Annotated in this window: 12 protein-coding genes; 7 read left to right on the forward strand and 5 right to left on the reverse strand. The window is 33.5% G+C overall.

Going from position 1 to position 12,819, the window contains the following annotated elements; genetic code table 11:
* Nucleotides 1–122 precede the first annotated feature (122 nt).
* The 4 genes from gyrB to asnB form a co-directional block, all read right to left on the reverse strand.
* Entirely contained in the window at nt 123–2,060 is a 1,938-nt protein-coding gene (gyrB, locus tag ACQ0RB_RS00060) for a DNA topoisomerase (ATP-hydrolyzing) subunit B (protein WP_131505702.1), read from the reverse strand.
* 291 nt (nt 2,061–2,351) lie between these two features.
* Nucleotides 2,352–2,939, reverse strand: coding sequence for a CPBP family intramembrane glutamic endopeptidase (locus ACQ0RB_RS00065; protein WP_430495763.1), 588 nt, complete (start codon nt 2,937–2,939; stop codon nt 2,352–2,354).
* Between the two features lie 155 nt (nt 2,940–3,094).
* The gene (locus ACQ0RB_RS00070; protein WP_430495764.1) at nt 3,095–3,664 is read right to left on the reverse strand and encodes a DUF4870 domain-containing protein; all 570 of its coding nucleotides are present in this window, start codon (nt 3,662–3,664) and stop codon (nt 3,095–3,097) included.
* Between the two features lie 231 nt (nt 3,665–3,895).
* Nucleotides 3,896–5,557: an asparagine synthase B gene (gene asnB / locus ACQ0RB_RS00075; protein ID WP_131505705.1), complete on the reverse strand. Its 1,662-nt coding sequence runs from the start codon at nt 5,555–5,557 to the stop codon at nt 3,896–3,898.
* Nucleotides 5,558–5,725: 168 nt separating this feature from the next.
* Between asnB and ACQ0RB_RS00080 the strand changes: the two genes are divergently transcribed.
* Entirely contained in the window at nt 5,726–6,994 is a 1,269-nt protein-coding gene (locus ACQ0RB_RS00080) for a T9SS type A sorting domain-containing protein (RefSeq protein WP_430495765.1), read from the forward strand.
* A 93-nt stretch (nt 6,995–7,087) separates the two neighbouring features.
* Entirely contained in the window at nt 7,088–7,621 is a 534-nt protein-coding gene (locus tag ACQ0RB_RS00085) for a DUF2911 domain-containing protein (RefSeq protein WP_134198840.1), read from the forward strand.
* Between the two features lie 48 nt (nt 7,622–7,669).
* Here the strand turns inward: ACQ0RB_RS00085 and ACQ0RB_RS00090 are convergent, their stop codons facing one another.
* Nucleotides 7,670–8,299 carry a 7-carboxy-7-deazaguanine synthase QueE gene (locus tag ACQ0RB_RS00090; RefSeq protein ID WP_134198839.1) on the reverse strand — a complete coding sequence of 210 codons (630 nt, stop codon included), beginning with the start codon at nt 8,297–8,299 and terminating at the stop codon, nt 7,670–7,672.
* A 104-nt stretch (nt 8,300–8,403) separates the two neighbouring features.
* Between ACQ0RB_RS00090 and ACQ0RB_RS00095 the strand changes: the two genes are divergently transcribed.
* The 5 genes from ACQ0RB_RS00095 to ACQ0RB_RS00115 all read left to right on the forward strand — a co-directional run bounded on the left by ACQ0RB_RS00095 (nt 8,404) and on the right by ACQ0RB_RS00115 (nt 12,799).
* Nucleotides 8,404–9,939 carry a helicase HerA-like domain-containing protein gene (locus tag ACQ0RB_RS00095; protein WP_134198838.1) on the forward strand — a complete coding sequence of 512 codons (1,536 nt, stop codon included), beginning with the start codon at nt 8,404–8,406 and terminating at the stop codon, nt 9,937–9,939.
* Between the two features lie 49 nt (nt 9,940–9,988).
* Nucleotides 9,989–10,543, forward strand: coding sequence for a hypothetical protein (locus ACQ0RB_RS00100; RefSeq protein ID WP_134198837.1), 555 nt, complete (start codon nt 9,989–9,991; stop codon nt 10,541–10,543).
* A 25-nt stretch (nt 10,544–10,568) separates the two neighbouring features.
* On the forward strand, nt 10,569–11,543 hold the full coding sequence (locus ACQ0RB_RS00105) for a YitT family protein (protein WP_430495766.1): 975 nt from the start codon (nt 10,569–10,571) through the stop codon (nt 11,541–11,543).
* A 68-nt stretch (nt 11,544–11,611) separates the two neighbouring features.
* Nucleotides 11,612–11,971 carry a cupin domain-containing protein gene (locus tag ACQ0RB_RS00110; protein WP_131505711.1) on the forward strand — a complete coding sequence of 120 codons (360 nt, stop codon included), beginning with the start codon at nt 11,612–11,614 and terminating at the stop codon, nt 11,969–11,971.
* Nucleotides 11,972–12,799 (forward strand): alpha/beta hydrolase, encoded by an 828-nt coding sequence (locus ACQ0RB_RS00115; protein ID WP_430495767.1) that lies wholly within the window; start codon nt 11,972–11,974, stop codon nt 12,797–12,799.
* Nucleotides 12,800–12,819 lie beyond the last annotated feature (20 nt).

Below are 12,819 nucleotides of genomic sequence, written 5' to 3' on the forward strand. Positions count from 1 at the left end.
TTATGATTATAACGTATTTTATCGTTAAAAAATTACACTTTATCGATATTTTATTTTTTTCAGCACAAAAAAAAGCGAATACAAAATGTATTCGCTTTTAGTATAATAATAGCTACTATTAATTACGCATCAATATTAGCGTAAATAGCATTCTTTTCAATAAACTCCCTACGAGGTGGTACTTCGTCTCCCATTAACATTGAGAAGATACGATCTGCTTCTCCACCATTATCAATATTTACTTGACGTAGTGTTCTAAACTCTGGATTCATTGTTGTATCCCAAAGCTGCTCAGCATTCATCTCTCCAAGACCCTTATAACGTTGTACACTTACACTACCTCCAAATTCTTCGGCAATTGCATCACGTTCTTTATCAGTCCAAGCATAGCTTTTCTTTTGACCTTTCTTAACCAAATATAAAGGTGGTGTTGCAATGTAAATATGACCGTTCTCAATAAGTTCTTTCATGTATCTAAAGAAGAACGTTAAAATAAGTGTTGCAATGTGGCTACCGTCAATATCGGCATCACACATAATAACTACTTTGTGATAACGTAATTTCGATAGGTTTAACGCTTTACTATCTTCCTCAGTACCAATGGTAACTCCTAGTGCTGTGAAGATGTTTTTAATCTCCTCGTTTTCAAACACTTTGTGCGTCATTGCTTTTTCAACATTCAATATTTTACCACGTAGTGGAAGAATAGCTTGAAATGCTCTGTCACGACCTTGTTTTGCAGTTCCACCTGCCGAATCTCCCTCTACAAGGAATACTTCACATTTTTCTGGGTCTTGCTCTGAACAGTCACTCAGTTTCCCTGGTAAACCTCCAATGCTCATTACTGTTTTACGCTGTACCATTTCACGCGCTTTTTGCGCTGCATGACGTGCTTGAGCTGCAAGAATTACCTTTTGAACAATAGTTTTAGCGTCCTCAGGATGTTCTTCTAAATAATCAGTTAACATTTCAGAAACCGCTTGACTTACTGAAGCAGATACTTCTCTGTTTCCTAGCTTAGTCTTTGTTTGCCCTTCAAATTGAGGCTCTGCAACTTTTACAGAAACAATAGCTGTTAATCCTTCACGGAAATCATCTCCTGCAATATCAAACTTTAGCTTATCTAACATTCCTGATTCGTCAGCATACTTTTTTAAAGTATGTGTCAAACCACGACGGAAACCAGAAAGATGCGTTCCACCTTCGTGGGTATTAATGTTGTTTACATACGAATGCAAGTTTTCTGCATACGACGTATTGTAAACCATAGCAACCTCAACAGGAACTCCGTTCTTTTCTCCTTCAAAAGAAATAACATCGTTCATTAAAGGCTCTCTGTTACCATCTAAAAACTTCACAAATTCTGAAAGTCCTTCTTCTGAATGGAATGTTTCCCCTTCAAAACTTCCGTCTTCTTTTTTGTGACGTTTGTCTACTAAATGTACTGTAATACCTTTATTAAGGTATGCCAACTCACGCATTCTACTAGCTAAAGTATCGTAATTGTACTCTAGTGTTTGTTGAAATATTTGTGGGTCTGGTTTAAAAGTTACAATGGTTCCTGTTTTATCAGAATCACCAATAGTTTTTACAGGGTATAAAGTTTTACCTCTTTCGTATTCTTGTTCCCAAATTTTTCCTTCTCTGTGAACTGTGGCTTTTAAGTGTTCAGATAATGCATTAACACAACTTACACCAACACCATGAAGTCCACCTGATACTTTATAAGAATCTTTATCAAACTTACCTCCAGCTCCAATTTTAGTCATTACAACTTCTAGTGCCGAAACACCTTCTTTTTTGTGTAATCCAACTGGAATACCACGACCGTCATCCTCTGTGGTAATTGAGTTATCCTCATTTATAGTTACTGTGATATTATCACAATGTCCTGCTAAAGCTTCATCAATGGAGTTATCAACTACTTCATAAACCAAATGGTGTAAACCTCTTACACCTACGTCTCCAATGTACATCGATGGACGCATACGCACGTGCTCCATTCCCTCAAGGGCTTGGATACTGTCTGCACCATACTGTTTTTTGTTTTCTTCGCTCATTTTTATTTTAATATGATTTAGTTCTTATTTTACAGAAAAAAAGACGCTAATTGCGTCTCTTTTGAGATACTAACAAAGATAACAAATTATCATGCCTTTTAAAAGTATTTTAACGAGTTAGTTAATAAATTATCAACATTTGTTAATTACTCAAAAGTGCCTTAAAACGTCTAAAAAGCATCTTAAATTTGATTTTGGAATTTTTTTAGACTCATTCAAAATCAATAAAACACAAAAATGCATTAGAGCGGTTTTAATGCGTTTATAGTTTATTAGAATTACCTTAATAAATCATGATTTTGAGTTGTTGTTCCTTAAATTAATTACACAACTTGATTTAATCAAATAATTAACAAATACCAATGTTATGATAGATGGAAATAATCCTTTAAATAAATTAAAGAAAATCCAATTCCAATCTTGCGGAGCGGTTTTTGATAGTTCTATAAACATCAATTCGCCATACGGATAGGATTCATAAAAAAACGTCATTAAAAAGTTATAGCCTAAGTGAAATCCTAAACCTAACATAATTGACTTTGTTTTATAAAATGTATAGGCCCAAACATAGCCTGTAAATCCTGTTACTAAAATCACATACACGATAGATATTATTCTTTCTCCCATCATACCATACGAGAATACATGGTAAACTCCAAAACACAATGCTGATAGCAGAATAGCCTTTTTTGACCCAATTCTTTGAATTAGTATATATAGCAACGCTCCACGAAAGACTAAATCTTCGGTCAAAGCTGATTTGATGTGATAGAAGAAAGATTGAAATATTAAACTGAAGTCAACAGTCTCTTTTAGTTTCCACTTCACATTTAAAACATATGTTTCAGCAGCCACCATCAAAAGACATAAAAGCATCATAAACACAAGTCCTATGAAGAATTGAAGCACTCTATTTGAATAAGGAATGAGACCTAAAACATCGATATTTTTTTTCTCAATAAAGCGTAAGAGTGCCCATGAGATTACTAGTATTATTAATAATCCTAACATTTGAAATTACGTTTAAATTAAAGTTATGCTTCTTTTGGTTTCAAAAAAGAGATTGAAAATGGATACTTAAAAGTTCCTGTTTGTAGTGATCTTGAAATATTATATATCGTAGTGATAATAGCAAAAAGCACAATCGCTCCTGAAATAAAAAAATTGTAACCAGGAATGATAAAAAAAGATAGTAAAGACAAAAAGAACAGCAAGGTAATTGTCCCATGAAAATTTACAATAGCTCTACCATGCGCATCATACACCTTATTATCTTCAGCTTTATGAATCCAAAGAAAAAGAGGAAACAAAATACTTCCAAATGGAATAATCAATCCTAAAAAAGGAGAACCATGAAGCAACAACATCCATTTGCGTTGTATGACTTCCTCCTTTGGGTCTTCAAGAATCAGTAATTCATCAATCTCTATTTCAAGACCTGCTGCCAACAGTTTTACCGTTTGAAGATGTGGCTGTACATCACCTTTTTCTATACGCTGAATGGTTCTAACCGTAACAGTAGTTTTATCAGAAAGTTGCTCTTGCGTATACCCTTTTAGCTTTCGCTGATAGGTTAAATTTTCGCTTAAAGAATTTTTATTCATTTTGATTATTTTTCTGGCACAAATCTACTTCAGGTTATTGGATTTTAACACGACATTTAAATGTCACCTATATGTCATTGTTAGGTTTTATAAGGGTTTTAAGCCTTCATTAAGCGATCTTACTTGAAAACTCAAAATAATACATTGGGTTAGTCTAGTCTTTAAAAGTAATTATTTTTAAAATAAAAAAGCCGGTTTTTAACCGGCTTTCCTTCTTATAGATTATTAAAATTAATATGCATCAGTATGTACTTTTGCAACTGCTCTTCCACTTGGGTCATTCATGTTTTTGAATGCTTCATCCCACTCTAAAGCAATTTTTGTACTGCATGCTACACTAGGTTCTTGTGGTACGCTTAATGCAGCTGCATCACTTGGAAAATGCTCTTCAAAAATAGAACGATAATAAAACTCTTCTTTATTTTGAGGTGTTTGTATCGGGAACCTAAAATGCGCATTCTTCATTTGCTCATCGGTTACTTCTTCATTCACTACTTCTTTCAAAGTGTCAATCCAACTATAACCAACACCATCACTAAACTGTTCTTTTTGTCTCCAAGCTACACTTTCTGGCAGCATGTCTTCAAAAGCTTTTCTCACTACCCATTTTTCCATACGCTCTGGTGTTATCATTTTATCTTGCGGGTTGATACTCATTGCCACATCCATAAATTCCTTATCTAAAAATGGTACACGACCTTCAATTCCCCAAGCTGCTAAACTTTTATTTGCTCTCAAGCAATCATACATATGCAGTTTACTCAACTTACGAACCGTTTCTTCATGAAACTCTTTGGCATTTGGTGCTTTATGAAAGTAAAGATAACCGCCAAATAATTCGTCAGCACCTTCACCAGACAACACCATTTTTATTCCCATAGACTTAATAACTCTTGCCATTAAATACATAGGTGTACTCGCGCGAATAGTTGTAATATCATAGGTTTCTAGCTGATAAATCACGTCTCTTACCGCATCTAAACCTTCTTGAATGGTAAACTTTATTTCGTGATGAACAGTTCCAATATGGTCTGCCACTTTTTGTGCTGCAGCCAAATCTGGAGACCCTTCAAGTCCTACTGAAAAGCTATGTAATTGAGGCCACCAAGCATCAGAAGTGTCATCACTTTCAATACGCTTTTGAGCATATTTTTTTGCAATTGCTGAAGTCACCGAAGAATCTAATCCTCCTGAAAGCAAAACACCATAAGGCACATCGCTCATTAACTGCCTGTGAACAGCTGCTTCAAGCGCTTCTTTTATTTTTGAAATACTTGTTTCGTTGTCTTTTACCGCATCATAATCAGTCCATTCACGTTTATGCCATTGCACAAACTCACCATCTTTACTAGACATATAATGACCTGGAGGAAATAGCTCAATTTTTGTACAAACACCTTCAAGTGCTTTCAATTCTGATGCTACATAAAAGGTTCCGTTTTGATCCCATCCAATGTATAATGGAATGATTCCCATGTGGTCTCTAGCTACAAAATATTCGTCTTTTTCAACATCATAAATTGCAAAACCAAAAATACCATTAAGTTCATCAACAAAATCAGTTCCTTTTTCTTGATACAACGCCAAAATAACCTCACAATCACTTTCAGTTTGAAACTTATAATCAGGAAATTGTTTACGCAACTCTCTGTGGTTATATATTTCTCCATTAGCCGCTAAAACAAACCTCTTATCTTCCGAAAACAAGGGTTGTTTTCCTGAAGCAGGATCAACAATAGCTAAACGCTCATGCGCCATAATCGCTTTGTCATTATCAAAAATTCCGCTCCAGTCTGGACCACGATGACGAATTCTTTTTGACATTTCTAATATTTGAGGTCTTAAATCTTCTGTTTTCTGCTTTAAATCAAATGCACATACAATTCCACACATAATTTCTCTTTTTTATATCAATTGTTACATATTATGAAGCAAATATTCATTTAACATTACAAAATAAAAAATAAAATCAACATTTCAATTACAAATTAAAACTAAAAACCATAAATTATAATTATTAGAAAAGTTATTGAACTGTATTTTGTTATTTATATTTACAAAATGAAACACCTAAGCCTACTCTTTTACTTTTTGCCATTTATTCTATTTAGTCAAACATGGCAATCAACTTCAATTACTCCAAACACAAATGGACAACGTTTTGATGATGTTTTCTTTATAAACGACAATATTGGTTGGGCTGCGAATGGTTATTATGCAGCAGTTTTTAAAACCACTGATGGTGGCAACACTTGGACAGAACAAGTTAGCTCTAGTGATTTAGGTGGCAGCTACTACTTTAGAAACATTGAATTCATTAATGAAAATATTGGTTTTTTAGGGACTTTAAATGGTAAATTTTTCTCAACAAATGATGGTGGAACAACGTGGACTGAAGTCACCAACATCTCTCCAAATCCTCAAGCTATTTGTGGTTTGAATGCTGTAGGTAGTTCAACAATTTATGGTTGTGGAGCCTATTTTACTCCTGCTTACATTATAAAGTCCACTGATAGTGGTTTAAATTGGCAATACATTGATATGTCTGCTTATGCTAATGCACTAGTAGAGATTAAGTTTATTAATGAATTGATAGGTTATGCTTGCGGAAGTAATGCAAATGGTGCCTGTGTACTTAAAACCACTGATGGAGGAAGTACTTGGACAGAACTATTTAATTCTAATATACCTGGAGAATATGTGTGGAAATTTCAGATTTTAGAAAATGTACCTAATGTATTTTTTGGAGCGATTTCTTCTATAGCTCCCAATCCTGGAAAATTGATAAAATCCGTTGATAGTGGAACCACATGGAACAGTTATGACGCACCTGAAACCGATGTTCAAGCGGTTGGTTTTATCAATGAAAACAAAGGTTGGATGGGAGGACATACTACTGGTTTTTATGAAACAGTAGATGGTGGACAAACTTGGACGAACCTAAATGTAGGTTCTAATTTAAATAGGATTTTCGTAATCAGTCCTGCTTTAGCTTACGCCTCAGGAACCTCTATCTATAAATTTACCGATGCCTCTTTAAATATTAGCGAAGTAGAATCCAACTCAAAAACACTTGATATTCATATTAAAAATAATCCTGTAGATACAACACTAGAGTTTAGCATTTACTTTCACAACAATGACAATCTACTAATTGAGCTATACGATAGTAAAGGAATTTACATAAAACAGCTTTCAAGAGAAATTATCACTGCTACTGGAATTGAAAAACACTATGCCTTTGATGTGAGTGCACTTTCATCTGGAACTTACTTTATAAACTTCCATAATAATTTCCAAAGACAGTCTCTAAAATTCATTAAACAATAAACTTAGCACGATTTTTGTTTAACAAAAATTAACAATCTTAACTCTATTTTTTATAAGTGAAATCTTAAATTTAGAAACTTAATAAAACAACGTATGAAAAAAGTAATGAATTTATCCAAGCTAGCATGTTTAGCAATTTTATTAGTCTCATTTAGTATGAACGCTCAAGATTTTAAAGATCTTGACAAAAGCCCTATGGATGCAGCAGCATTTCCAAGTAGCCATAGAGTATCTGAAAAAACTGTCAAAGTTATTTACAGCAGACCTCAACTAAAAGGCAGAACAGTTCAATCTTTAGCTCCAAATGGAGAAGTTTGGCGAACTGGAGCCAATGAAGCAACTGAAATAACGTTTTACAAAGATGTTACTGTAGGTGATAAAAAGGTTAAAGCTGGCACTTACTCACTGTTTACTATTCCTGGTGAAAAATCTTGGACTATTATTATAAATTCTGATGTTGATGTTTGGGGAGCTTACAGTTATAACAAAGACAATGATGTAGCAAGAGTTGAAGCTCCTGTTAGCGAGGGTAAGAAAAGCCTTGAAGCTTTTTCTATAGCATTTGACGACGAAGGTAGCATGCATTTAGCTTGGGGAACTCTAAGAGTTGCTGTTCCAATGAAATAAAAAATATGAAATACTAAAAAAGCCTTGATTTCTCAAGGCTTTTTTTATTTATGGTATGTTCAAATATTTATGCGTTTGTAACGACACTTTCCATTTAGGATTTTTCATTACGTAATCAACAATTTCAGGAACAACTTTATCGCGTTTGCTCCACTCAGGTTGTAAGTACAAAATACAATCTTTATTTACTTTTGCTGCTTGCTCTTCAGCAAAACGAAAATCGTCTTTATTATAAACAATCACTTTTAACTCATTAGCATTATCATACACTTCTTGAGTTGGCAATTTCAATTTTTTAGGAGACAAACAAATCCAATCCCAAGTACCTGTTAGCTTATAAGCTCCAGATGTTTCAATATGCACTTTTAACCCTTTTGCTTTAAGCTGCGATGTTAAAGCAGTCATATCCCAAGTTAACGGTTCACCTCCTGTTACAACTATAGTATCACTATACTTAGCGGCATTTTCAACAATTTTAGACGTTTCAGTTGGCGGATGAATGTCTGCATTCCAACTTTCTTTCACATCACACCAATGGCAACCAACATCACAACCTCCTACTCTAATAAAGTAAGCAGCTGTTCCTTTGTGATAACCTTCTCCCTGAATAGTGTAAAATTCTTCCATTAAAGGAAGCATCTCACCTTTATCAACCAATATTTGTGTCTCTGTCTTCATTGCCGCAAAGATAAGTTACTATTAGAAGTTTAGTGTTAAAATGTTAAAAAGATTTTCTGTAGGATTAATTCTAGATTAGTATTTTTATAGAAATTTTTTGAATAATGAGCAGAAACGAAGAATTCTTTAACCACATTACCGAAGGAAACACCAACAAAGGTGAATTCATTACACTTGGCTCTGCCATGTTGGATGGTGAAACTATAAAAAACGCCTATGTAAATGTTCCGCTTAAAACCATGAATAGACATGGACTTATTGCTGGAGCTACAGGTACTGGAAAAACAAAAACACTACAAGTTTTAGCTGAAAATCTTAGCGAAAAAGGTGTTCCTGTGTTATTGATGGATATTAAAGGAGACCTAAGTGGCTTAGCACAACCTAGTCCTGGACACGTTAAAATTGACGAGCGTCATGAGGCTATTGGTTTACCTTTTGAGGCTAAATCGTTTCCTGTTGAAGTAATGACATTATCTGAACAAGATGGTGTGAGACTAAGAGCAACCGTTAGCGAATTTGGACCTGTACTTATTTCAAGAATTTTAGATGTAACAGAAACCCAAGCTGGAATAATTTCGGTTATTTTTAAATATTGTGACGATAATAAACTTCCGCTTTTAGACTTAAAAGACTTTAAAAAAATACTACAATATTGTACTTCCGAAGGTAAAGAAGAATTTCAAGAGGAATATGGCCGAATTTCAACAGCATCTACAGGAGCAATTCTTAGAAAAATTGTTGAACTAGAGCAACAAGGTGGCGACTTGTTTTTTGGAGAAAAATCTTTTGACACCCAAGATTTACTTAGAATTGCTGATGATGGTAGAGGCTACATAAACATTATTAGATTGACTGATATACAAGACAGACCAAAACTGTTTTCAACTTTTATGTTGAGTCTTTTGGCTGAAATCTATTCTACTTTCCCTGAACAAGGCGATACTGGACGACCAGAATTAATCATGTTTATTGACGAAGCACATTTAATTTTTAATGAAGCTTCTGACGCTTTATTAGATCAAATAGAAAGCATTGTAAAATTAATACGAAGTAAAGGTGTTGGATTATATTTTGTAACACAAAACCCTACTGATGTTCCTGAAGCTGTCCTAAGTCAATTAGGTTTAAAAGTTCAGCATGCATTAAGAGCATTTACAGCTAAAGACAGAAAAGCCATTAAGCTTACAGCTCAAAATTATCCTGACACAGAATATTACGATACCGCTGAAGTATTAACCTCTTTAGGAACTGGAGAAGCATTAGTTTCAGCATTAAATGAAAAAGGAAGACCAACACCACTTGCAGCAACCATGATGCGTGCACCTATGAGTAGAATGGATGTTTTAACCGATTCTGAATTGAGCAACTTATTGTCTAGCTCTAAAATGGTTAAAAAATACAACGAAACTATCGATAGAGAAAGTGCTTATGAAATATTAAATGAAAAAATTGAGCGTGCTGAGGCTGAAGAAGCTAAGGAAAAAGCTCGAAAAGAAAAAGAAGCACTTAAAAAAGCTGAATCAAAACGAAGAACTTCGAGTACAAGAAGCAATAGAATGAATCCGGTTGTAAAAGTACTTACAAGCGCAACGTTTATTAGAAGTGTTTTTGGCATCCTTACTAAAGTGATGAAAAAATAATCTTCAATACCAACACATTAAAAAACACTATAACATTAAAATAAAAACCATGAACAAATCCCTGCTTTACCTTATTATTTTTTCTTTAGTTCTAACAAGTTGTAAAAAAGAACAAGACCCTTTTCAAGTTAGTAAACAACATATTGGGTTACTAACCGACTCTACCCAAGTCAAAGATTTGGAAGCGTTATTTGTAAACGATTCCATTGTAAACTATATAAAAGGTGATGAATTTATTGAAAACAAAAGTGATATTGAAGTGTTTGAAAAAGGCGGTAAAAAACTATTGATTTTATCTCCTAAACAAGTTTTAGATTCAACATCAACTATTGGTAGTGTTCAAATTATCGACTCTAGATTCAAAACAGATAAAAACATTTCAACACTAAGTACTTTTAAAGATATACAAGACAATTACACTGTATCAAGAATTAATAATTTAATTAATTCTATTGTGATTTCGGTTGATGAAATTAATGCATCCTTTACAATTGATAAAAAAGAATTACCAGCTAATTTGAGATTTGACATGAACTTAAAAATTGAAAAATCTCAAATCCCTGACACAGCAAAAATTAAATACTTTTTTGTTCATTGGAATTAGGATTTAAATAGGTTTACTTTAATTAATGAATCCATTTTTTTCCAAAATATTAGTTGATATTGCTCGCAAACGACTCAAAGCTAGTCAAAAGACTACTACCGAGTTTAGTAAACGACAAATTGTACCTGTAGTAAGAAATCTTCAGGTAGAGTTATCTCATGCCATTAAAGAGTATATTTTTATCATTATTGGTGTGTTTTCAGCAGGTTTTGGACTTAAAGGATTTTTACTACCTAATCGTTTTATTGATGGTGGTGCAACAGGTATTTCATTACTTTTAGAAAACATCACAAACATAGAATTAAGTTTTCTGCTTATACTGGTCAACATCCCTTTTCTTATCTTAGGAGCAAGAACATTAAGCCTAAAGTTTGCCATAAAAAGTATTATTGCTATTGCCTTTCTAGGGTTTGTAGTGCATTATATTGACTATCCTACCATTACTGAAGACAAACTACTAATTGCTGTTTTTGGTGGTTTTTTTCTTGGTTTAGGAATAGGAATGTCCATGAGAGGCGGAAGCGTTATTGATGGTACTGAGGTGTTGGCAATTTATTTAAGCAGAAAATTATCTCTAACAGTTGGAGACGTTCTTTTACTTATTAATATCATCATCTTTTCATTTGGTGCTTACGTACTCTCTATAGAAACTGCATTATATGCCATTTTAACCTATTTAGCAGCTGCTAAAACTGTAGACTTTGTGGTTGATGGTGTTGAGGAATATGTAGGCGTTACTATTATTTCTGAAAAGCATGAAGAATTAAGAATAATGCTTATTGAAAAGTTAAGACGCGCCTGCACTATTTATGCTGGAAAAGGCGGTTATGGAGGAAAAGGGCAAAGTTATGACAAAGACATTATTTATACAGTAGTAACCAGATTAGAACTCGCCAAACTACACACTGAAATTGACAAAATAGACAAAGATGCTTTTATCATAATGGGATTGGTAAAAGACTTAAAAGGAGGTATGATAAAACGAAAACCTCTAAAATAGCACCTAAACAATTAACAATAGCACATAACTATATAAGCAACGCTGTATATGGTTAACTTTTTACACAAATGAAAAATTACACAGTACAAAACTCTCCTTTTGTAGTTCCCACTACCGATGGAAAAACAATTAAAGAACATTTTGGATTAGCAACCGATGGCAATTCACAACTAAGTATTGCACACATGACAGCTCCTCCTGGATGGAGCGAACCTTTTCAAACACCTGAATTTGACGAATACACGTTTATAATTAAAGGGCAAAAACAATTTATAATTGAAAATGAAGTTGTAATTTTAAAAGCAGGACAATCCATAAAAATTAACAAAAACGTAAGAGTACAGTATTCTAATCCTTTTACTGAACCTTGTGAATATTTAGCTATTTGCTTACCAGCATTTTCTATGGATTTAGTAAATAGAGAATAAATGAAACAACTTCTTGCAAAATTTTTAGGATTTAGCTTAAACGTGCTAAGTTACATATCGAAGTCTTTTGCTGCCAATAGAGCTTTGGCTTTATTTTCTATGCCTTTAAAAGGAAAAGCAACTGAAGAGCAAACAGAATTTTTAGAAACGTCATTTAGAGAAGAATTGATGTACGACAAAATTCCAATAATGACTTACCGTTGGGTTGGAAAAAACAAAACTATACTTTTATTACATGGTTGGGAAAGCAACTCTGCACGTTGGAAAAAACTTATACTTAACCTAAAAAAGAAAGACTATAACATTATTGCTATAGATGCTCCAGCACATGGAAAATCTGGTGGCACAAATTTTAATGCAATGTTGTATTCTGAATTTATTAATGTAGCAGTATTAAAGTTTAAACCCGAGATTATCATTGGGCATTCGGTTGGTGGTATGGCTTCTATTTTCTTTCAGTACAAATATCAAATTCCTTTTATAAAAAAGTTTATCTTGCTTGGAGCGCCTTCAGAGTTTAAAGATATTCTTGGTAGGTATACAAAAATGATGGGTTACAACCAACGTATTAACACCAAGATTAACTCAATAATTCTAGAACGTTTTGGGGTAAAACCTGAAGAATTTTCGTCTTCAGAATATATCAAACAAAACAATTCCGAAGGATTAATAATTCATGATGAACAAGACCAAATTATCCCTTACAAGGATGCTTTGCTTATAAAAAGTAGTTTTAAAAACAGTAAATTAATTACTACGCAAGGCATGGGACACTCTTTAAACAACGATACTGTTACTTCGTACATTAATGATTTTATTGATGCCTAATCTTGTTTTATCTTTGCACT

The organism is Gaetbulibacter sp. PBL-D1 (genome assembly GCF_050509525.1).
In the GTDB taxonomy this organism is placed as follows: Bacteria; Bacteroidota; Bacteroidia; order Flavobacteriales; family Flavobacteriaceae; genus Gaetbulibacter_B; species Gaetbulibacter_B jejuensis.